22 protein-coding genes and 1 tRNA gene are annotated in these 20,105 nt (G+C 43.2%); 12 read left to right on the top strand and 11 right to left on the bottom strand.

Going from position 1 to position 20,105, the window contains the following annotated elements:
- Nucleotides 1-302: 302 nt before the first annotated feature.
- On the bottom strand, nucleotides 303-860 hold the full coding sequence (locus G6R11_RS11225; RefSeq protein ID WP_163133161.1) for a recombinase family protein: 558 nt from the start codon (nucleotides 858-860) through the stop codon (nucleotides 303-305).
- A gap of 262 nt (nucleotides 861-1,122) precedes the next feature.
- Between G6R11_RS11225 and G6R11_RS11220 the strand changes: the two genes are divergently transcribed.
- From G6R11_RS11220 to G6R11_RS11205, 4 genes are all read left to right on the top strand, one after another.
- Complete coding sequence (locus tag G6R11_RS11220) at nucleotides 1,123-2,184, top strand: hypothetical protein (protein WP_163133160.1); 1,062 nt, start codon at nucleotides 1,123-1,125, stop codon at nucleotides 2,182-2,184.
- 810 nt (nucleotides 2,185-2,994) lie between these two features.
- Nucleotides 2,995-3,495 (top strand): hypothetical protein, encoded by a 501-nt coding sequence (locus tag G6R11_RS11215; protein WP_163133159.1) that lies wholly within the window; start codon nucleotides 2,995-2,997, stop codon nucleotides 3,493-3,495.
- 7 nt (nucleotides 3,496-3,502) lie between these two features.
- Nucleotides 3,503-4,000 (top strand): hypothetical protein, encoded by a 498-nt coding sequence (locus G6R11_RS11210; RefSeq protein WP_163133158.1) that lies wholly within the window; start codon nucleotides 3,503-3,505, stop codon nucleotides 3,998-4,000.
- A 36-nt stretch (nucleotides 4,001-4,036) separates the two neighbouring features.
- Nucleotides 4,037-4,462, top strand: coding sequence for a hypothetical protein (locus G6R11_RS11205; RefSeq protein WP_163133157.1), 426 nt, complete (start codon nucleotides 4,037-4,039; stop codon nucleotides 4,460-4,462).
- 68 nt (nucleotides 4,463-4,530) lie between these two features.
- On the opposite strand, the gene G6R11_RS11200 is transcribed toward G6R11_RS11205, so the two are convergent.
- Nucleotides 4,531-5,118 (bottom strand): cold shock domain-containing protein, encoded by a 588-nt coding sequence (locus G6R11_RS11200; RefSeq protein WP_163133156.1) that lies wholly within the window; start codon nucleotides 5,116-5,118, stop codon nucleotides 4,531-4,533.
- A 301-nt stretch (nucleotides 5,119-5,419) separates the two neighbouring features.
- Here G6R11_RS11200 and G6R11_RS11195 point away from each other — a divergent pair, with 301 nt between their 5' ends.
- The 4 genes from G6R11_RS11195 (at nucleotide 5,420) to G6R11_RS11180 (ending at nucleotide 8,550) form a co-directional block, all read left to right on the top strand.
- Nucleotides 5,420-5,695 (top strand): helix-turn-helix transcriptional regulator, encoded by a 276-nt coding sequence (locus G6R11_RS11195; RefSeq protein WP_040307551.1) that lies wholly within the window; start codon nucleotides 5,420-5,422, stop codon nucleotides 5,693-5,695.
- A 243-nt stretch (nucleotides 5,696-5,938) separates the two neighbouring features.
- Nucleotides 5,939-6,793, top strand: coding sequence for a type II toxin-antitoxin system HipA family toxin (locus G6R11_RS11190; RefSeq protein WP_240352449.1), 855 nt, complete (start codon nucleotides 5,939-5,941; stop codon nucleotides 6,791-6,793).
- Nucleotides 6,794-7,402: 609 nt separating this feature from the next.
- Entirely contained in the window at nucleotides 7,403-7,945 is a 543-nt protein-coding gene (locus G6R11_RS11185) for a mobile mystery protein A (RefSeq protein ID WP_240352448.1), read from the top strand.
- Nucleotides 7,942-8,550, top strand: a complete 609-nt coding sequence (locus tag G6R11_RS11180) for a mobile mystery protein B (RefSeq protein ID WP_240352447.1) — start codon at nucleotides 7,942-7,944, stop codon at nucleotides 8,548-8,550. The genes G6R11_RS11185 and G6R11_RS11180 overlap by 4 nt, the downstream gene beginning before the upstream one ends.
- Before the next feature lie 852 nt (nucleotides 8,551-9,402).
- Here the strand turns inward: G6R11_RS11180 and G6R11_RS21980 are convergent.
- The 7 genes from G6R11_RS21980 to rpsU all read right to left on the bottom strand — a co-directional run bounded on the left by G6R11_RS21980 (nucleotide 9,403) and on the right by rpsU (nucleotide 15,023).
- Nucleotides 9,403-9,597: a helix-turn-helix domain-containing protein gene (locus G6R11_RS21980; protein WP_370525655.1), complete on the bottom strand. Its 195-nt coding sequence runs from the start codon at nucleotides 9,595-9,597 to the stop codon at nucleotides 9,403-9,405.
- A gap of 253 nt (nucleotides 9,598-9,850) precedes the next feature.
- Complete coding sequence (locus G6R11_RS11170) at nucleotides 9,851-10,081, bottom strand: helix-turn-helix domain-containing protein (protein ID WP_205472764.1); 231 nt, start codon at nucleotides 10,079-10,081, stop codon at nucleotides 9,851-9,853.
- A 258-nt stretch (nucleotides 10,082-10,339) separates the two neighbouring features.
- Nucleotides 10,340-10,416 (bottom strand) — tRNA-Ile (locus G6R11_RS11165).
- A 112-nt stretch (nucleotides 10,417-10,528) separates the two neighbouring features.
- Nucleotides 10,529-12,352, bottom strand: coding sequence for an RNA polymerase sigma factor RpoD (gene rpoD, locus G6R11_RS11160; protein WP_163133154.1), 1,824 nt, complete (start codon nucleotides 12,350-12,352; stop codon nucleotides 10,529-10,531).
- Between the two features lie 147 nt (nucleotides 12,353-12,499).
- Nucleotides 12,500-14,260 carry a DNA primase gene (dnaG, locus tag G6R11_RS11155; RefSeq protein WP_163133153.1) on the bottom strand — a complete coding sequence of 587 codons (1,761 nt, stop codon included), beginning with the start codon at nucleotides 14,258-14,260 and terminating at the stop codon, nucleotides 12,500-12,502.
- Nucleotides 14,261-14,347: 87 nt separating this feature from the next.
- Nucleotides 14,348-14,791: a GatB/YqeY domain-containing protein gene (locus G6R11_RS11150; protein ID WP_163133152.1), complete on the bottom strand. Its 444-nt coding sequence runs from the start codon at nucleotides 14,789-14,791 to the stop codon at nucleotides 14,348-14,350.
- Nucleotides 14,792-14,807: 16 nt separating this feature from the next.
- Nucleotides 14,808-15,023: a 30S ribosomal protein S21 gene (rpsU, locus tag G6R11_RS11145; RefSeq protein ID WP_016403353.1), complete on the bottom strand. Its 216-nt coding sequence runs from the start codon at nucleotides 15,021-15,023 to the stop codon at nucleotides 14,808-14,810.
- Nucleotides 15,024-15,244: 221 nt separating this feature from the next.
- Between rpsU and tsaD the strand changes: the two genes are divergently transcribed.
- A complete protein-coding gene (gene tsaD / locus G6R11_RS11140) occupies nucleotides 15,245-16,267 on the top strand; it encodes a tRNA (adenosine(37)-N6)-threonylcarbamoyltransferase complex transferase subunit TsaD (protein ID WP_163133151.1) in 1,023 nt (340 codons plus the stop codon).
- Nucleotides 16,268-16,298: 31 nt separating this feature from the next.
- On the opposite strand, the gene plsY is transcribed toward tsaD, so the two are convergent.
- Nucleotides 16,299-16,892 (bottom strand): glycerol-3-phosphate 1-O-acyltransferase PlsY, encoded by a 594-nt coding sequence (gene plsY, locus G6R11_RS11135; RefSeq protein ID WP_163133150.1) that lies wholly within the window; start codon nucleotides 16,890-16,892, stop codon nucleotides 16,299-16,301.
- A 123-nt stretch (nucleotides 16,893-17,015) separates the two neighbouring features.
- Here plsY and folB point away from each other — a divergent pair, with 123 nt between their 5' ends.
- The 3 genes from folB to G6R11_RS11120 are packed head-to-tail and all read left to right on the top strand — an operon-like array spanning nucleotide 17,016 to nucleotide 18,694.
- The gene (gene folB, locus G6R11_RS11130; RefSeq protein WP_163133149.1) at nucleotides 17,016-17,381 is read left to right on the top strand and encodes a dihydroneopterin aldolase; all 366 of its coding nucleotides are present in this window, start codon (nucleotides 17,016-17,018) and stop codon (nucleotides 17,379-17,381) included.
- Complete coding sequence (folK, locus tag G6R11_RS11125) at nucleotides 17,381-17,869, top strand: 2-amino-4-hydroxy-6-hydroxymethyldihydropteridine diphosphokinase (protein ID WP_163133148.1); 489 nt, start codon at nucleotides 17,381-17,383, stop codon at nucleotides 17,867-17,869. The genes folB and folK overlap by 1 nt, the downstream gene beginning before the upstream one ends.
- Before the next feature lie 24 nt (nucleotides 17,870-17,893).
- Nucleotides 17,894-18,694 (top strand): undecaprenyl-diphosphate phosphatase, encoded by an 801-nt coding sequence (locus G6R11_RS11120; RefSeq protein WP_163133147.1) that lies wholly within the window; start codon nucleotides 17,894-17,896, stop codon nucleotides 18,692-18,694.
- 71 nt (nucleotides 18,695-18,765) lie between these two features.
- Here the strand turns inward: G6R11_RS11120 and G6R11_RS11115 are convergent, their stop codons facing one another.
- A complete protein-coding gene (locus tag G6R11_RS11115) occupies nucleotides 18,766-20,007 on the bottom strand; it encodes a multifunctional CCA addition/repair protein (protein ID WP_163133146.1) in 1,242 nt (413 codons plus the stop codon).
- Between the last annotated feature and the right edge of the window lie 98 nt (nucleotides 20,008-20,105).

The raw sequence follows: 20,105 nt of genomic DNA, 5'->3' as shown, positions 1-20,105 counted from the left end.
CTGATAATTGAGGTATACGTCATACTATGTGTTGGCTATTTAAACTGGGATTACCAAGGTTAACAGGCTAAACAATAGAAAATGGACTGTTTTTGATCATAAAGCGGATTCATATAGTTAATCGTATCATGCTATAGAATGGCACCTAATAGGTACTTTATGTGCTACTGCGGTATCTAATGCATTCAGACCTCAAGCTTGGAAAACTTTTTTAGGTATCGTATGACCAACACGAGTTAGGACGCTAGTTGTACTAATTAATTGCTCTGTGAGGGCCAAGGTAAATTACAGTATGGACTCAACTATTTTGCTTTGATGTACCTATATAATGTGGCTACACCGATTCCCACAGCCTTAGCTGCTTTTTCTTTACTTAGTCCCTTTTCAACATAGGTGAGTGCTTCTTTGCATTTTTGAATCGTTTCTAATGATTGCTGTTTGCCTTTGTACTTGCCCTCTGCCTTGGCGCGAGCAATACCGATACGTTGTTTATCAAGTGTATCTTCACGTTGCATCTCTGCCACCGCAGCAAGAGTAGTTAGAACTAGCTTGCCCATTGCGCTAGTCACATCTATACCGCCTAAATCTTCCACAAGCACTGATACGCTCTTGGTTTTCATCAGTCGGATGAAAGCCAACACTTCTTCAGTATTACGACCAAGTCGGCTCACCGACAAAACAATGATGATATCTCCGGCTGATACTTTGTTGGTGAGTTTATTGAGTATTGGCCTATCGAGAGATTTTCCGCTCGTTTGTTCTTTGAATATTTCGGCGGCATCGTGAAGAGTGAGTAAATGTTCCGCTTGTTGGTCAACATTTTGATCTGTGGTAGAGGTTCGAGCATAAATGTACTTCATAGGAGGCGTTCCATATCTATCATTTAGGAGCCTATATGATAATCCTATCTTTTAGGCTGACTAATGAGTCATATGATAGCTTTTAGGGAATCTATGCTAAGACCATGCCCAAGTGATAGTGTAACGGTCAAATAAACGAGGCTACTTGGTTAAGAACTTTTCCTTAATTTCACCCATATACAGCAGGAGGTATATTGACTGTTTTGTTACTTACATTTACCGTATCACTTTATATTTGATTTAACAGTAAAAGGAACAAACTGTGAGCGAGCAAGCCGAGATTTTTCTCAGTACAAAGAGTCGTCAGCTAAAATCGAATGATTTTGAAAATGAAGCAGCATTTAATACATTTTTAAGCGACAATTCTTTGCAATCTGGCAGTTTTTTGCATGCAGGAACGCCTTACATTGTTCGCCCAAGTGGGAGTGAAAAATCGACCAACTTAATGCAGCAATGTAGACAGCTGCAAAGTATCCCGTCCTGTCATCGTCGCTCGTTAGCCAATGTAAATGCTCAGCTTGGCAGTGATGTTACACTTGGGCTTGCTGAGCTGTTTGACCAACAGATTGCTCCTGCGGCCAGCAAGCTTAATCAATGGGTGAATGATGAGAAAGTAAACCTATCTAGCGCAGCTGCTGGATTATTGCAGAGTCGTAATGGACAGTTTGAAAAAAGCATTGGCGCTTATGAAAAAGCATTAATGGAAGTGCGAAGAGGCCACAAAGCCAAACTGCCAAAACTACAAATGATGACGTTGGAATCGAATGCTCGCTCGGCGTGGAAAAAACTAAATGATTTATTCAAAACCGAACTGGCTAAAGCTACAGCGAAAGTAAAAGCTCGAAAGGGCACCGTGCTGAATAATCCCCAAAGAGCTATCAACAAGGCGAAAGGCAATAGAACTGACGCGTCTGTTAAGCTAAGTAACGCAAAAGAACTGAAAAATTTGAGTCGTATGTCTAAAGGCTTAAAGTTTGGGGGGAATGCGCTTTTGGCTGTTGATGTAGCTCAGAGAGGGCAAATAATTAAATCTGATTTTGAGCAAAATAAAGACTGGGGGAAAACGGCAGTTGTACAGTCCTCGGGACTGGCTTTTTCTGTATTAGCTGGCGCAGCTGTGGCAAAAGGAACTATTACTGCGGTAAGTACAGCCGCCGTAGCTATTGGGTTAACTATGACTCCTGTGGGGTGGGGCATCGTTATATGTATTGGTATTGGGGCGGCATATGTAGCGGCGACAAAAGTTGATGAGTTGGCTCAAGACGCGACAAAAAACCTGTATGAACGCAATGGTATATTTAGCCGTATTCCAAGGACTTTATGATGGAGCATGCCCCTTTAACCTATGCAGATTGGATACAGTTATTTTTTCTGATACTTGGAGTATCAGCAATGATAGCTTGGTTATTAAGTGCAAAACTCACCATGCGACGAATAGAACCAGAATTGATAAAGCAGGGCTTCAGTTGTGGAAGCTGGGATGGACCTGGTTTTCGGGTTTTGAGCTATGCAACGATTATTTTGTTTCAAACAAAATTGCTTAATGACAGTAATTATCCCTTCGTTCCAGTGAGTGCTACCCGTAAGCTAGCTACGAAAAAAGACTGGTACATATCACTGTGGCTATGGTGCTCATTAGTAGGAATGGTATTCCTAGCATTTATCTATTGACCTTATGTTTACTCTACCCCTTAAGCAAATAAATCGGCTTAAACGTGATGTCAAAAACCTTTATGAGCGAAATAGTATCTTTAACCGTATTCCAAGGTTATTGTAATGGAACATCCTCCTTTAAGTTATGACGATTGGCTCCAATTCTTTTTCATGATTACTTTTGTGTCGTCAATGATAGCTTGGCTATTAAGTGCAAAGTTCACCATGAGAAGAATTGAGCCTGAATTAAAAAAGCAGGGATTTAATTGTGGAAGCTGGGATGGCCCTGGATTTCGAGTATTAAGTTATGCAACGATTATTTTGTTTCAAACAAAGTTGCTAAATGACAGTAATTATCCCTTCGTTCCAGTAGATGCTACCCGTAAGCTGGCTACGAAGAAGGACTGGTACATATCACTGTGGCTTTGGTGCTCATTAGTAGGAATGGTATTCCTAGTGTTCCTTTATTGAACTTGCTGTTATGACAAAGCTGCAAATATGCTGTATTAGTGCGGGAGTAATACTTAGCTGCTTTTGTTTTGCAAGCAGCGAAAATGTCGTTACTACAACGTCTAATGGCAAAAGCTATTATCACCTGAAGCTTGCATTGAATGACCAAAGTATTAGTTCAATCAAAGAGTTTAGCGCAGACCAGTTTGTTATAAATGGAGGGCAATTTGAGGTGAAGGTTCAACAAAACTCTTTCCCGATAAAAGCCCCTAACTGTAAAGATGACTTGATCCTCAGATTGCCTTGGACAAACTCAGGCTTAAATGCAGCTGAAGATTTCATTGATGAAAAATACAATGTGTACAAAGCGATTGTAGATGCGTCAAAAAGTGAGGGGAGTAATGTCGATGTTTACATCGAGCTAAACCCTTATGTTCAAAAGACGGGCGATGATTTTGAGCTAACAGAGTGCAATGTGTTTTTTAGACATGTTAATGGTCAGTACATTCCTAAAACTGGGGCGCTAAATTAAGGTAGGTATGAGGGTAAAGGTTGGTCTACTGTTTTTAGGGGGGCTCTTTTGGTTATCAGGTTGCTATAGCGATGAACCCAAAGAAAGTAACTTTATTGAGTACTCCCGTAGTGTTGAAAAATTAGCACTATTTGTGAATCTTGATGGATTAGATATCGAATCGGTATATTGGACTTCTGGGCCAGTTATTCGTGAAAATGAATATGATAGCTTTTTGCCATCTAGTAATGATTGGTGGCTTAATGCAGTAATAAATATCTCCAGTGAGCAAAAGGTCGAAGAGATAACGCAAGGGTGCAAGTTTTTATACTCCATTAATGACGGAGATATAGATTCTGATTTTGTAGACGATACTATTCGAAAGCTAACCAGCAACCCCAAATTTTTTAGTGCTCCTATAGAAGTTTTTGATGCGTGTAGGTTTAGGTCTAGTGCTTTACCAGACGGAGTTTTAGTTAAAAATGTCAACAGCAATCAAATTTTGGTAAGGCTTTTTGTTAATTGACTTAGCCAAGCTAAAATGTGCTTCATAAGGACTAACATGAAACAGTTTTTGCCTATTGTTATTGCTAGCATATTCTTTATCTTGGGATGCACCCACTCTTCGATAGAAGATAAGATTATCGTTTTACCTTACAACGCTTTTGGACCACCTTCTATGAGCAGCCATTTATTGGGTGTGGAGTGGTTTCAGTGGCAGTCGCATGGTGACTCAAGACCTCGCGAGTACCCGGTAAAAGTTGTTGTTTATAAGGATGCGTCTTTAGAAGAGTTAGCAGCAGCTTATCCAATTGATGAAGATTTAGAAAAAGATTTTAGGTATGTGGAATATACTGCAGCGATAAGCTACTTCGACAAGAACGTTCACGAAGTCGAGGAAATGGCTAAAGAAGGTTTTCCAGCGGGAGATCTTTCTAGCGAACTCGTAGAAACCAAATCTCTAATTTTGGAAGCTCTAGGAAAATAGATTTTAGAATATTTTCTAAAATTGAGTCTTCAGCAGTTAGGCGTGAAGACTCAAATTTATCCTCAAGCTCAATTCCAGAAAGAAGTGCAGTGCTGTCGCTCGCATGGCACTCCATCGCCATCACCGTCTATTTTAGTATTAGGGCAGCTTGCCAAGTAGAATTTGGCTTCCTCACAAGAAACCATTTGGCTGCAATGCGTTTTCCCTTCACAGCTAAAGTTGTTACTAGTTGAAAAGTTTGAAGAGCTATTAAATGCAGAACCTTCTGCATTGGGGGGAAGTGGTGTGCTCTCAGTATTCGAGTATTGAGGAGCAAATGTTTGATACAGATAAATCGCACCTATAACCGCAAGAACCGGAATCAATTTTGCCAATACACTTGGCTTTTTATTGCGAGCTACTTTCCTTTGCGGTGAATGGTTAAAAGGCTTCTTAGAGCTTATGGGCGTTAGCCCTTGAATACTGCAATTGTAGGCTTTGGTTTTTCCATTCGGCTGATGCTCAATCTGAAATAAAATGGTGTCGCCAACTTGTGGTTTTCTGGGCATTAATTTTAAAGATGAAATGTGGATAAACACATCGTTTGGTTTTCCAGTTACTGAGATAAAGCCAAATCCTTTGGCATCATTCCATTTTTTTAATACGCCTGTTTCCATTTTATCTACCGTATTCCTGAGCTGTGACCAATTCTATACAAAGTTACCAATCAATAATCTTGATTGACATCAACTAGCCTTGCTCTCTCTTAGTAGTTTCATGCAGATTGGTAGGGTATCCCGATGATAGGCTGGGAGTTGCAACATATCTTCTATTGCATCATTAGGGGGATTTCTATTTGTGCTGTGCAAAACGCGTATATCTGAAGGATGTCAGCCTTTATTTAACTGCTACTATGATAGCAAATAAATCATAATTTTTGCTATAATTGCTATTATAGTAACAATTTGTGAGGCATGTATGTTATCTCTTTATACCGCTTATGATTTGCAGATGGAACTCAAAGAGTTTATCAAGTCTGCTCGGAAAAAAGATAAACTTAGTGTTCAAAAGATGGCCGAACTCTCAGGCGTACCTTACGCGACGATCCGAAAGTTTGAGTCATCTGGCAACATCTCATTACGTCAGTTCCTCATGCTTTATGAGGCAGTCGGAGACTTGAAAAAAGTGAAAGAGTTGACCAAGTCGTCCGAGCCTGAATTTAAGTCAATTGAGGATGTGCTTCGACATGCTTAAACCTGCCCTAACCGCAAAACGAACGCTTAGCAAAGGTGAAAAGGTACTGGTCGGAAAGCTCGTTGAAAATAGTAAGCAAAGCTTCTTTCAGTTTGATGAGTCTTATTTAAGCGATCACTCAACCTATTTAGCTCCGTTCAATTTAAAGGCTGATACAAGCCTGCAAGTTGCGCCTAGAGGGCCGCATTACGGTATTCACGGAGTTTTGGAGATAGTCTTCCTGATGGTTGGGGCCTTTATCTCATGGATCGTGTATTTAGAAAGAACGATCATAACCCAAAGGAAGTTACCGCCCTAGAGCGTTTGGCATACCTGGGGGACAGATGTATGGGGGCGTTGAGCTATGAGCCAGAATTAGATTTACTTGATGAGTCAAAGGAGTCGATTGATATCATTGCCCTTGGACGAGCTGCGATTGAAGAGCTTGAAGGCACCGAGTCTGCTTTGCTTGAGCACTTGATGAATACTGGTGGTTCGGGTGGTGCTAGGCCCAAAATGAACGTTACACGTTTATTAAATGGGCAATATTCAACATTAGATGACTCACCAGGAACAAAGCTCATCGTAAAGCTTACATCTGAAAAGTTTGACTTGAAGCACTCTGAATCATTAGTCGAATATTGCTACATGCAGATGGCCCGTAATGTAGGTATTGAGGTTCCTGACTTTGATTTGATAGATGTGGGTAATGGACGATTCTGGCTAGAACAGGAACGATTTGATTGCACCGAGCAAGGCGGCCGAGTCCACATGATTTCAGCGTGTGGGTTGTTAGATGCACCGTTTCGAGAGCCTTCTTTGGACTATGTGGATTTAGTTAAAGCTACGCGCATTATGTGTAGTGTCACTGAATCTCAGAAACTTATTAAGCGCTGCATGTTTAACTACTTAACTGTTAACCAAGATGATCACAGCAAGAACTTCAGTTTCCTTGCCAGTGACACCGATAGCTGGACTCTATCGCCTTTCTACGACATTGTTTACAGCCCTAACCCTTACAAAGATCGGTGGCAATGGGCGAACGCTAAAGAGCGCACTAGACCAGTTAGCTGCTCAGTCGGGTTTGTCTTCAAAGAAAGCAATAATGGTTATGGTTGAGGAAATATTTGAAACAACACGTTCGTTTAGTCATGAGGCCAAACATCTGGGCTTGTCACCTAATCTAATCAAAGAGATTGATAAGGATATGTTAGAAAAATTTAGAGCGCTGTCAGTGTAGTGGATAAATCATATCTGCCATGGCTTTGTGGCCGATTTTGAGGGGGCGGGTAAAGTAGCCGAGGTTATTCGAGTTAACTTTGTAATATAAAGTTCGTAACAAGCTTTTGCTCCAAATGAGCTACGTATAGGATTGTTATTTCGGGTATTTACTGGTTTTGATATATCAAAACTAATGAATGGCAAGAGGCAGACTGTCCCCATGGTCTTGCGCTAGCGACTCACCTCAGCTAGCTTCAAACACAAAATGATTACTACCAAGTGGCACTTTGTATCTTATTTGGATTACATCTCCTGAAGTATCGTATCTATTTTTTGATACCGTTAGTTTTTTATGTATCTGAAAATGAATACTTTAAACTGGTTTTGTATCTGTATTTAAACACAATTAAAGCTATTATGTGTTCACTAATAGATACACTCATAACTTATATGTAATCTAATTAAGATACAATATAGTGGAAAGTGTATCTATTTTTGGTTACACTTATGGCGTCAGTAATAGAAAACGAGGTTACTATGTACTCTTTTCAAAGCAGCTCGTACAAGCAACAACCCGTTAAGAAAACGGTTTTAAGACAGTACAGAGAACTGGTTGATGCAGTTAAGGAAACACTATTACCCTCAACACCTAAAGAGGGCTGGATTAGAACGGTAAGAAAGGCTCTTGATATGTCAGGCGCCCAGCTAGCAGATAGGGCCGGCATGACCAGAAATAGAGTTTCAGTCCTTGAAAGGCGAGAGGCTGATGGCGATATCACTCTAAATCAGTTAAAGCAACTAGCTGAAGCTCTAGACTGTGACTTCTCATATACTCTAAAACCGAAAAAGGCAATCTCTGAAACAATACAAGAACGTGCACTTGAGATTGCGAAAATAGAAGTAAAGAAAGCATCTAAAAATATGTTTCTAGAGGCGCAATCAATTAACAAAGAGAAAGAAAACATATTAATAAGTGAACTAGCCGGAGAAATTATGCGTGCCGGTGGACGAAAGCTATGGGTTAAGAATAAGGAAGATAAAGTAATTTGATCATCAGCAATGAGCCAGAAGGTGCTACACCTCTTGATCCAGATGATATGGAAGGGTTGAAACACCCACACGTAACAACAAGAGAGCAACTTAACGAACTTGAACAGTCCAATATATTGGCAGGGCAACAATGGGTTACTGGAATCTTCTCTGACCTAACACAGGATTCTATTTTCTCAGTTGAATTCGTCCTTGCCCTCCATGAAAACCTATTTGGTGATGTCTGGAGATGGGCGGGGACCATTAGAAACAAAGAGTTAAGCATTGGCTGCGATCCCTTCCAAATCAGGCCTAATCTCCACAACTTTCTAGAAGACGCTAAGTGTTGGGTAGAGTTCAAGCATTTCTCAAGCCTAGAGCTCAGTGCTCGTATACAACACAAGCTTGTTGAAATTCACCCTTTCCCAAATGGGAATGGCAGGCACTCGCGTGTATTTACCGACGTAGTTCGTCTAGTTCTACTAGAAGAGCCACAGCTTAATTGGGCTGAAGGCAATTTAGAGAAAGTGAGCGAAGAGCGAAAAGCTTATATCTCTTGCCTTAAGGAAGCAGACAAAGGTGATTTTTCTTCGTTCGTTAAGTACCTAGAGAACCTTGGTAACTAACTTAAACAGCAGGCCTAAAAAAGTCTCTAAATACGACCTTATTTATTTTGTCTCGGTGAGTCTATAAAGCTTGCTCTTACATCAAAGCAGCCTTGACTGTAGTGGATGAGAACTCCACTTGATCAAAAGCTTTCTCCATACCCCAAATAATCCGTAAAAAGCTAATTTAGCAAAGCCACCAACAGAGCCATTGACTCGGTTTTGTCCAAAAGTATTTTAAGCACTGTTTTGCCGGTGAAGTTACAAAATATAACTGATTCAGTTTGCGCTAACGGCTCTCGAATCTGATATACGAATAGTTGAGCTTCTAGTTGCGCAGTTACTAACTAAAATCTCATTATTTGGAAAATTGAACTGATATCGATTGAACGATTTAGTTCTAAGTAAAAAGCTTTTTACAGCAACAATCAAACTCTAACACATGTAAATCGTTGAATAGCGTTAATCTGTTGAACGAGCTTTTTTGCCTGCAATTTTCTTATCGATTTTGGATACAAAAATAGACGACAGTTTTATCGCTATTTTAGCCGATTTGCACAATCCTCCATTGCACACCCATGAGAAAAACATAGCCAAATTAGTCCCAAGTAATGAGAAAAATGTGCTCAAGTTAAATTTTAGAGGGGATTGTGCAGGGGGATTGTGCAGGGGATTGTGCAGGGGATTGTGCAGGGGATTGTGCAGAGGTATTTTTGCGGCCTATAAAATTTTTGAAATTTGGCTTTTCAAGGTCCCCAAAAAAAATTCGAGTTAAGGCAAAAAAAAAGTTTGAATCGATAGATTGTGCTCAGAGTGATGCTTCAATGAATAAAATCTATCGAGCTAAAAGCTCGATAGATTTTTATGCAACGTTCATCGAGTTTGCCTATCCAGAAATGCGATAAGTGCATCAGCGGGATAATAGATCCGCGACCCCACTTTCAAGTAGTGCAAGTCATAGCATTTTGCACATCGCCAATTGGCTAAGGTACTTATACGAACCGATAAAACCCTAGCTGCCTGCGCTGAGTATGTGTCCTGAATGAAAGCCTGCCGACAGTAATGCATTTGTACCAAAAGTATTATTTTCCATGGGTCGTCCTTAGGTTGTTTTTATAAGGTCAAAACCCATTGGGTAATGTTTTTGGTTCTTTAGTGTGATGCATATCGCAGTTTTGGTTTGTTTGTGATTTTTGGCTTATTTAAGCGGAGGCGTGGGCTTAACTAGATTTTGCTGAGGTGGTTAGTGTATCTAGGCTTGAACGGAATAATGCAAATAAAGCTTATAGAGCCGTATCAACTCTATAAGCCTCCCTGCGTATTAACATTGCCTGGTTTGGCTATCAAGGTGAGCAATGACAGCCTCTGCTGGGTAGTAGATGCGCCCGCCAACCTTCATGTACTGCAACGTATAACGTTTGTTGCAGCGCCAAGTAGCCAAAGTGCTCACTTGTACAGACAAGATGTCAGCTGCTTGTGCCGGTGTGAGTTTTTCGCCCGTTGAGAAGCCAGCTCTAGCCAATATTTGAGTACCAAATGAATTTTCTTTCAAAACAAACTCTCCAATAGATTTTTAAGATTTGCTTATGAGAAGGTTAACTTTATCTGGCACAAAGTGTGATCTGTGTCACGCTTTTGCGGTTGGGTTAGAATATTTTTGTTTCGCGTTTTGGGGTGAAAAACGCGGAAAACCTCTCTATTATCTCAGTAGGGTATTGGTACTGATAATAGGCCTTTACGGGGAATAAACGGCACAGAGGCGGCACAGAAAAAAGGCGTAGTGGTTACTAACCTTCTACGCCTTTGTATATGGTGGCCCTTCACAGACTTGAACTGTGGACCTAACGATTATGAGTCGTGTGCTCTAACCAGCTGAGCTAAAGGGCCAAATTGGGTGTTGCGAGCTTAGCTCAAACAACGAGGCTGGATTATAAAAAATCATATCAGCCTTGTCTATGCGTTTGAAACTAAGCGCTTATTTATTCGCCGTTTAGCTCACCTATTCGTCTAAGAAGCTACGTAGCTGCTCAGAACGAGATGGGTGACGAAGCTTACGCAGTGCTTTTGCCTCAATTTGACGAATACGCTCACGGGTTACGTCAAACTGTTTGCCTACTTCTTCAAGTGTATGGTCGGTGTTCATACCTATACCAAAACGCATGCGTAGTACTTTGGCTTCACGCGGGGTTAGGCCGGCTAGTACTTCTTGCGTGGCAAACTTGAGGTTTTCGCCTGTTGCTGCATCTACTGGCATCGACAGGGTGGTATCCTCAATAAAGTCACCTAAGTGCGAATCTTCATCATCACCAATTGGTGTTTCCATGGAGATTGGCTCTTTAGCAATTTTAAGCACCTTACGGATCTTGTCTTCTGGCATTAACATGCGCTCTGCCAGTTCTTCTGGAGTAGGCTCACGACCCATTTCCTGAAGCATTTGGCGGCTAATACGGTTTAGCTTGTTAATGGTTTCTATCATGTGCACAGGGATACGAATAGTACGTGCCTGGTCTGCAATAGAACGAGTAATTGCCTGACGGATCCACCAAGTAGCGTAAGTAGAGAATTTGTAACCACGACGGTATTCAAACTTATCTACGGCCTTCATTAGGCCAATGTTACCTTCTTGGATAAGGTCTAAGAACTGCAAACCACGGTTGGTGTATTTCTTCGCAATAGAAATTACCAAACGTAAGTTAGCTTCAACCATTTCTTTCTTGGCACGGCGAGCTTTTGCTTCACCAATGCTCATACGACGGTTGATGTCTTTAATGTTGTTAATGGTTAGGCCAGTTTCTTCTTCAACACTTTTCAGCTTGAAGATACAACGGCGAACTTCTTCGTCTACGGCCATCAACGCAGGTGCGTAGTCTTTAGCAGAGGTTTTGTGCTCGTTAAACCATTCTTCGTTTGTTTCGTCTTTAGAGAAGGCTTTTACAAATGCTTGTTTTGGCATTTTGCCTTGCTCTACACACAACTTAAGAATTAGGCGTTCTTGAGTACGCACACGTTCCATCATGGTACGCATGCTGGCTACTAGCTTGTCGAACAGTTTTGGTACTAGGCGGAAAGTATGGAAAATTTCGCTTAGTTCAAAAATCTCTTTGGTTGCACGGGCAGACATACGGCCGTGCTTTTCAATAGCTGCGTGAGTTTTTTCGTATTGATCACGTAGGGTGTCGAAGCGCTCTTTTACCAGCTCTGGATCAAGGCCAGTGTCTTCTTCTTCCTCGTCTTCATCTTCGTCTTCGTCTTCAAGATCTTTTTCTTCAAGCTCTGAGCCGATGTGAGTCGCTGTAGGTGCGGCTTCGGCTACTTCGTCTTCGTCGATGAAGCTGTTTACAATATCGCTAATTTTTAGTTCTTCTGCTTGGTACTGGTCGTACATTTCAAGCAGGATAGAGATGGTTTCTGGGTATTCAGAAACACTACGTTGAACTTCGTTAATACCTTCTTCAATGCGCTTGGCAATGTCGATTTCGCCTTCGCGAGTAAGTAGTTCAACGGTACCCATTTCACGCATGTACATACGTACTGGGTCGGTGGTGCGGCCTAATTCTGACTCTACCGTAGCAAGTGCTTGGGCTGCCGCTTCGGCGGCGTCTTCATCGGTAGTATTTTCGGCCAACAATAAGTCATCGGCATCGGGTGCATTTTCATGTACCTGAATACCCATGTCGTTGATCATTTGAATGATATCTTCAACTTGATCGGAATCTACGATATCAGCAGGTAAATGGTCGTTTACCTCTGCATAAGTTAAGTAGCCTTGCTCTTTACCTTTTGCGAGAAGGAGTTTGAGTTGAGACTGTGGGGTTTGTTCCATAGATGTCATCCGAAGTAGATTAAGCTAGCAAAACCATAAACGTAAGCGCTGCAAGCGCAAACGAAGAATTATATCAAGTATGGGTTAAAATTTCTATATCAAGGGCATTTAACCAAAAACTTTTTGTTTATTCCTTAAACAAGCCATTTAAGGCTTTAATTCCACTACCAATTGCTGCATTTCATATTTCTCCTCAACGCTAAGTGTGCCTTGTAGTGACTTAACATTGAGTTGCTCGTAACGCTGCAGTAGCAGTTGCTCCACAAAACTGGCAATAATATCTTGCAGCTCGTCTGGGTAGCCTGATTCGTCAATTTCTAAATTATAGCCTGCCAATGCACTTAAGTGCTTTTGCTCAGGTTGTTCGCGCCAGCGTTCAATTAGCTGGCCGGTGGTAATCTCGGGTTTCTTGTGTATTTCGCTAATCAGTGCCAATAACAGTGGCATGCCTTTAATGTTAACTTGCTTAAGCTGCTCTGATGGCGGTAATTCATTGGCAATCTCAGGACGTTGCAAAATCATCGCAATGGCTTTACGCATTGGGGTGATTTTGAGTGTGTTGGCCTGATTGTTTTGGGGCTTGGGGTCGCTTGCGGCAAAAAACTTATTTAAGCGGTTACTATCCCAGCGCAACCATTTAGCCAATTCGCCCTTGAGCATTTCGCGATAAAATTCAGCCTGAACCGGTTTAATTAGCTCAGAAGCGCGGGCTGCCAAGTGGCTTTTCCCCGCATCTGTAGTGACGTCTATTTCTTGGCTTAGGCGTTCAAATAGGAATCGAGAGAGCGGCATGGCGTCACGCATGCGCTGTTCAAAGCCGTCTTTACCTTCTTGGCGAACTAGGGTGTCTGGGTCTTCACCGTCGGGTAAAAACATAAACTTAAGTTCTACGTTGTCGCGTAAATGCGGTAGGGCATTTTCTAGGGCGCGCCATGCGGCGTCGCGGCCAGCTCGGTCGCCGTCATAACAGCAAATGATTTGCTCGCTGGCTCTAAATAGCGTTTGCAAGTGTTCTGGCGTAGTAGAGGTACCTAGCGAGGCAACCGCGTAATCAATATCAAACTGGGCTAATGACACCACATCCATATAGCCTTCAACCACCAAAATTTGAGGTACTTGTTTGTGCGCTTGGCGCACTTCGTAAAGGCCGTAAAGCTCGCGTCCTTTATGGAATACGCTAGTCTCTGGAGAGTTTAAGTATTTAGGTGTGCCGTCGCCAAATACCCGCCCACCAAAGCCAATATAGCGGCCACGTTTATCACGAATAGGGAACATGACCCTGTCACGAAAGCGGTCGTAGCGGCGGCCTTTGTCGTTTTCTATGGATAATCCGGCATCGACTAACTGTTGACTAGCTTGCTTAGAGCCGCCTAGGGCTTTGCCTAGCGCGTCCCACTCATCGGGCGCGTAACCAATGGAGAAGCGCTGTACTACTTCGCCACTTAAGCCGCGGCTTTTTAGGTAGTCGATAACCTGTTGTTTGTTTGGGTTAACCCGTAACTGCTGTTGAAAAAAGCGGCTAGCATGGCCAATTAGCTCGTATAAGTCTTTACTGGCTTGGCGCTGTTGCTGGCTTTTGACTTTATCAAATTTACTGTTGTTGCTGTTCTCACGCTCTACTTCTACGCCCATTTGGCTGGCGAGATCTTCAATGGCGTCTACAAACTCAAGTTTGTCGTACTCCATTAAAAAGCTGATGGCATTACCATGAGCACCACAACCAAAGCAGTGATAAAACTGTTTGTCTTGGCTTACGGTAAATGAGGGAGATTTTTCATTATGAAAGGGGCAGCATGCTGAATAGTTTTTGCCGGTTTTTTTTAAGCGCACACGTTGATCGATAAGGCTTACGATATCGGTACGAGCCAATAAATCATCGATAAACTGTTGCGGTATTCTTCCAGCCATTCACTACCATCTTCAGCGAAATTTAAAAACAAACAAGCCGTGAACTCAATGAGAACACGGCTTGTTCGAGTATTCTAAGGGACGAGCTTAGGCTAGTTTACTGCGAACAGCGGTGCTAATAGCACCCATGTCTGCACGGCCTTGTACCTGAGGTTTCAGGATGCCCATCACTTTACCCATATCTTGCATTCCTGCAGCGCCTGTTTGAGCAATAGCTGCTTCGATTAACGAAGCCACTTCTTGTTCGCTAAGCGCTTGAGGAAGGAACGCTTCCAAGATTTCAATCTCGGCAAGTTCTTTATCAGCTAAGTCTTGACGCTCGGCAGCTGTAAATTGTTCAGCTGCGTCTTTACGCTGTTTTACTTGTTTAACAATGATGCTCAGGATCTGGTCATCATCTAAAGTAATACGCTCGTCAATTTCTACCTGCTTAACTGCCGCAAGCAACATGCGTAAGGTGCCAAGACGAAATTTGTCTTTAGCACGCATTGCTGCTTTTTGCTCATCTTGTAAGGTTGCTTTTAATGACATAGGTTATTAACAGCGCTTAGTACAAGCGAACGCGACGTGCGTTTTCACGAGCCAATTTCTTAGCGTGACGCTTAACTGCAGACGCTTTAGCACGTTTACGAGCTGTAGTTGGTTTTTCATAAAACTCGCGACGGCGAACTTCAGAAAGAATACCTGCTTTCTCGCAAGAGCGCTTGAAACGACGTAGAGCTACGTCAAATGGTTCGTTTTCACGTACTTTAACGATTGGCATATGCCTATCACCTTCCGGTTTATTAACGGCCGAACAAAAATCAGCCTGAGTGTTTAAAAATGGTGCGGAATTTTAAGCCGAACTAGGGGGCAATGTAAAGCCTATTTGTAATCCTCTGGTGAAATAAGCCGCTAGCAAGTAAGATAGCTGCGATTTTAAGCGGGCTTAAGCAATAAAAACACCTATTTTTAAGCCAGTAACTAAGCAGGAAAAGCAAGATTATGCGTGTACTAGGTATTGAAACGTCGTGTGATGAAACGGGCGTGGCCATTTATGATGACCAACAAGGTTTATTGGCCGATGTTCTTTACAGCCAGGTTAAACTGCATGCCGATTATGGTGGTGTAGTGCCCGAGTTAGCCTCGCGTGATCATATTCGTAAAACGATTCCGCTAGTAAAAGAAGCAATGGCTAAGGCTAATTGCAGCCCCGAAGATATTGATGCAGTTACTTACACAGCTGGCCCAGGTTTAGTGGGGGCTTTGTTAGTGGGTTCGCTTACGGCGCGCAGTATTGCCATGGCATGGAACAAGCCTGCTGTGCCGGTTCATCATATGGAAGGGCACTTATTGGCCCCAATGCTGGAAGACAATCCACCGGAATTTCCTTTTTTAGCGCTGTTGGTATCAGGTGGCCATACACTGTTAGTTGAAGTAGACGGGATTGGTGAATACCAAATTCTTGGTGAATCTATTGATGATGCCGCCGGTGAAGCTTTTGATAAAACTGCCAAACTACTTGGTTTAGATTATCCCGGTGGCCCTGCTTTAAGCCGTTTGGCAGAAAAGGGCACTCCAGGTCGCTTTACGTTCCCAAGGCCAATGACCGATCGACCCGGTTTAGACATGAGTTTTTCTGGCCTTAAAACCTTTGCTAAAAACACCATTGATGCAGAAGGTAAAGATGAGCAAACTCAGGCTGATATTGCCTTGGCGTTTCAACAAGCCTTAGTAGAAACTTTGATCATTAAGTGCCGTCGCGCCTTAAAGCAAACTGGCTTGAAGCGTTTAGTGATTGCTGGCGGGGTGAGTGCCAATAAGTCACTGCGTGAGCAGCTAGGTGAATTGCTGGAGTCTCGAGGTGGAAAAGTGTTTTATCCTCGTCCAGAATTTTGTACCGACAACGGTGCTATGATTGCCTACGCGGGCATGCAGCGTTTTAAGGCAGGGCAAACTGAGGGCTTGTCGGTGAAAGCTATGCCTCGTTGGCCGCTTGATGAGCTGCCGCCGGCTAAAGTGATCTAGTTAGAATAAAGCGCCCAGATGAGGCGCTTTTTTATTGGTCTTTGTTTACTACTTTGCTTTCGGTGTGGTTGCGCAGGCGACTAATGTTGCTTTGGTGGCGGATAATAATCAGGCAGGCCAGCATGGCGACTGGCAAGGTGTACTCTGGTTTAATGAGCCAAGTATATAAAGGCGCGAGGCTTACGCTCACGATGGCGGCCAAAGAGGAATAGCCACGCAGTTTTAAGGTAATAATCCAGGTGACTATTAGTAAAGCTGCTAAGTCTAAGCCAATGGGCAGTACGCCGCCTAAGGCGGTAGCTACGCCTTTCCCGCCTTCAAAGTGAAAGAAAATGGGGTACATGTGGCCCAAACATGCTGCTATACCTACAAAGCCCAACACAATCGGAGCAAGGCCAGCATAATAGCCCAACCATACTGGCATCATGCCTTTTAGTAGGTCGCACAATAGTACTAATGCTGCAGGAATTTTGCCGCCGATGCGGTAAACGTTGGTGGCGCCGGGATTGTTTGAGCCGTGTTGGCGGGGGTCGGGCAAGCGATAAATTCGGCATATTAGTACGGCGCTGGATATAGAACCCAGCAAATAAGCCGCCGTAATAAAAAATAAACCGAGTAAACCCATTAGCTTAGAAGCATTCCACCAATTGCTGAATTGCGGTATTATCGCGCTCTCTCAAAGGTCAAATCATACGCTGTTTTTTTAGCTAAGGCTAATAAGCACGTTTGCAGCATAGCAGCCAGAACTATGGATAAAGTATTTATTAAAGATCTCACCGTATTAGCCACCATCGGCGCTTACGAGTGGGAAAAAGAGATTAAGCAAAAGTTGCTTATCGATCTAGAAATGGCGTGGGATAACAAGCCTGCCGCCCAAAGCGACGATCTGTCACTTGCCTTGGATTATGCTTCGGTAAGCCAAGCGGTTAGCGACTTAGTCACTGGGCAAGCCCACGAGTTAGTTGAAACGGTAGCCGAAAAAGTGGCGAGTTTGGTGATTCAACAGTTTTCAGTGCCGTGGCTAAAAGTCACTATTAATAAGCCTGGTGCGGTGCCTTTTGCTAGCAATGTAGGTGTACAAATCGAGCGCGAGCAAAAGGATTACCTTTCGTAATGGCCGATATCTTTGTAGGTATTGGCAGTAACATTGAGCGCGAACAATATATTCGTCAGGGAGTGGCGGCCTTACGCGAGCAGTTTGGTGAGTTAAGCCTAAGCCCTGTTTATGAAAGCCCAGCCTTGGGTTTTGATGGGCCTGCGTTTTACAATTTAGTGGCTAAATTTACCAGCCCCTTATCGTTGCAAGCGGTTTTTGAGGCGATCAAACGGATTGAATTTGAACATGGGCGAGCAATGGATGCACAAAAGTACTCGTCACGAACGCTAGATATCGATATCCTTTTATATAACCACTTAGTGGTAGATTCACCCTGTGTACTACCCAGAGCCGAGATAAGTAAGAGTGCTTTTGTATTAAAGCCGCTGGCAGATATTGCTGGCGAACTGATACATCCAACACTTCATCAAACTTACACGCAACTATGGCAAGATTTTGATCATAGTAGCCAAGCGCTCACTCTTGTAGAGAGTTTCAATTTTTAATTTTTTAGCAGCAAGGAACCAAGAATGAGTACATTCGAGACCATTTTTTTGGCTTTGATCCAAGGTTTAACCGAGTTTTTACCAATTTCCAGTTCTGCCCATTTAATCTTGCCTTCGCAAATCTTTGGTTGGGATGACCAAGGCATCGCCTTTGACGTAGCCGTGCATGTAGGTAGTTTGTTTGCTGTGCTGGGTTACTTTAGAAAAGAAGTATGGGTAATGTTAAAGGCTTGGCTAGGCTCTTTTGCCGGTAATCGCAGCCCCGAAGCCGTGCTAGCGTGGCTAATTATACTGGCCACCATTCCTGCGGTATTGTTTGGCGGCTTATTTAAATCGATGATTGAAGAGTACTTGCGTTCTGCTTACGTAATTGCAACCACCACCATCGTGTTTGGTGGTTTGTTATGGTGGGCAGACTCTCAAGCGAAGCTGGTGCACGACGAATATAAAATTGGCTGGAAACAAGCTCTGTTTGTGGGTGTTGCCCAAGCCATTGCGATTATTCCTGGTACCTCGCGTAGCGGGATAACCATTACCGCCGGCTTAATGTTAGGGCTTACCCGTGAAGCAGCTGCTCGCTTTTCCTTCTTAATGTCTATTCCGGTTATTGTTGGCGCGTGTGTACTTATGGGTAAAGACATGGCTGATAATCCGGTTGATATTGATTGGTCTGCTATGTCGCTAGGTATATTGGTGTCGTTTATCAGCGCTTATTCTTGTATTCACCTGTTTATTAAGTGGGTGAACAAGGTTGGCATGAAGCCATTTGTTATCTACCGCATGTTACTGGGTATTACCTTATTTGCCTTTTTGGCCTTAAGTTAAACCACATTATGCTAGAACCAAAAAAGCACGCTAATTAGCGTGCTTTTTATTTTACTTAGCGCTTGATTAAGTTACTGCTCTAGCTGCTGCAAGTAACGTTGCTTTTCTTGTTTAATCAGTTTTAGTCTTGCCTGATGCACTTGCTCTCGAATTGCCTCACCTTTAAAGCCTTGTTGCACAATGGCCTGAATATTCACGCTATTGGCTACTTCAAGTTGCGCTAGCAAATAGTCGTAAGGTGGGTAATCGTTTTGCTCAAAGCCCAAACGCCCGCGAATATCGGCCACGCCAGCTTCTAGTATTTGGGTAAAGCGCTGCGGCTTGCGCCAAGCATCGCAACGGTTAAACAGTTTTAATACGGTTTCGGGGCGAAGCTCCAAAGCGCTGTGAATGGTAATATGATGCTCGGCAACGAGCAGAGCGAGATCGCGGTATTCATTAGGGACTTTTATTCGTTGGCAAAAGGCTTTGATGAGCTTAACGCCCTTAGGCCCGTGGCCCGGATGAGAAGGTAGCTTTTCTTCAGGAGTGAGGGCTTTGCCAAAGTCATGGCATAAAGCGGCAAAACGCACCACTTCGTCATATTCATGCTTAGCGCTTTGCTCAATCACCATTAAGGTATGAATACCGGTATCAATCTCTGGGTGCCATTTGGGGCTGGCAGGTACGCCAAATAAATCGTCTAGCTCAGGAATAAGGGCAGCCAGAGCGTCAGCCTCTCGCAATACCTCAAAAAACACTTGTGGTGATTGGCTACTCAGCGCTTTTTCTAACTCTCGCCAAATACGCTCTGGGGTTAGGCTGGCTAATTCGCCAGATTGAGCAATTTCTCGCATTAGCTCGATGGTTTCATCGGCAACTTTAAATCCTAGATGATGAAAACGCGCGGCAAAGCGAGCTACTCGCAATACTCGTAGTGGATCTTCGACAAAGGCTGGTGATACATGGCGTAGTAGCTTGGCTTCTAAGTCGTGTTGACCGCCATAAGGGTCAATAAGGTCGCCATTTTCAGCGCGGGCGATGGCGTTTACTGTAAGGTCGCGCCGCAGCAGATCGTCTTCTAAACGAATATCAGCGGAAAAATCACAATAAAAACCGGTGTAACCGGTGCCTTGTTTGCGCTCGGTGCGAGCTAGTGCGTATTCTTCTTGACTGTGAGGATGTAAAAATACTGGGAAGTCTTTACCCACTTGGCTGTAGCCAAGCTGCAACATTTGCTCTGGAGTGGCGCCAACCACTAGGTGATCGCGGTCTTTTACTGGTAAACCTAGTAGTTGATCTCGTACTGCTCCGCCGACTAAATAGGTTTCCACTTATCACTCCTCGCTAACTAATATCCACAAACGCCTTGTGTGGGGGTATTATACACCTATCAATGCTCAATAGGGCTTGGATTGCGACTTGCTGATAT

Origin of the sequence: Agarivorans sp. Alg241-V36, from assembly GCF_900537085.1 — a bacterium.
In the GTDB taxonomy this organism is placed as follows: domain Bacteria; phylum Pseudomonadota; class Gammaproteobacteria; order Enterobacterales; family Celerinatantimonadaceae; genus Agarivorans.
Note: the sequence above shows the minus strand (reverse complement) of the source record. Positions and strands in the feature narration are given on the sequence as shown.

Coding starts and splice junctions, on each gene's coding strand:
- G6R11_RS11225 (WP_163133161.1), bottom strand. CDS start 860: ATGAAGTACATTTATGCTCGAACCTCTACCACAGATCAAAATGTTGAC.
- G6R11_RS11215 (WP_163133159.1), top strand. CDS start 2,995: ATGACAAAGCTGCAAATATGCTGTATTAGTGCGGGAGTAATACTTAGC.
- G6R11_RS11210 (WP_163133158.1), top strand. CDS start 3,503: ATGAGGGTAAAGGTTGGTCTACTGTTTTTAGGGGGGCTCTTTTGGTTA.
- G6R11_RS11205 (WP_163133157.1), top strand. CDS start 4,037: ATGAAACAGTTTTTGCCTATTGTTATTGCTAGCATATTCTTTATCTTG.
- G6R11_RS11200 (WP_163133156.1), bottom strand. CDS start 5,118: ATGGAAACAGGCGTATTAAAAAAATGGAATGATGCCAAAGGATTTGGC.
- G6R11_RS11195 (WP_040307551.1), top strand. CDS start 5,420: ATGTTATCTCTTTATACCGCTTATGATTTGCAGATGGAACTCAAAGAG.
- G6R11_RS11190 (WP_240352449.1), top strand. CDS start 5,939: ATGGATCGTGTATTTAGAAAGAACGATCATAACCCAAAGGAAGTTACC.
- G6R11_RS11185 (WP_240352448.1), top strand. CDS start 7,403: ATGGCGTCAGTAATAGAAAACGAGGTTACTATGTACTCTTTTCAAAGC.
- G6R11_RS21980 (WP_370525655.1), bottom strand. CDS start 9,597: ATGCATTACTGTCGGCAGGCTTTCATTCAGGACACATACTCAGCGCAG.
- rpoD (WP_163133154.1), bottom strand. CDS start 12,352: ATGGAACAAACCCCACAGTCTCAACTCAAACTCCTTCTCGCAAAAGGT.
- dnaG (WP_163133153.1), bottom strand. CDS start 14,260: ATGGCTGGAAGAATACCGCAACAGTTTATCGATGATTTATTGGCTCGT.
- G6R11_RS11150 (WP_163133152.1), bottom strand. CDS start 14,791: ATGTCATTAAAAGCAACCTTACAAGATGAGCAAAAAGCAGCAATGCGT.
- rpsU (WP_016403353.1), bottom strand. CDS start 15,023: ATGCCAATCGTTAAAGTACGTGAAAACGAACCATTTGACGTAGCTCTA.
- tsaD (WP_163133151.1), top strand. CDS start 15,245: ATGCGTGTACTAGGTATTGAAACGTCGTGTGATGAAACGGGCGTGGCC.
- plsY (WP_163133150.1), bottom strand. CDS start 16,892: ATGGGTTTACTCGGTTTATTTTTTATTACGGCGGCTTATTTGCTGGGT.
- folB (WP_163133149.1), top strand. CDS start 17,016: ATGGATAAAGTATTTATTAAAGATCTCACCGTATTAGCCACCATCGGC.
- folK (WP_163133148.1), top strand. CDS start 17,381: ATGGCCGATATCTTTGTAGGTATTGGCAGTAACATTGAGCGCGAACAA.
- G6R11_RS11120 (WP_163133147.1), top strand. CDS start 17,894: ATGAGTACATTCGAGACCATTTTTTTGGCTTTGATCCAAGGTTTAACC.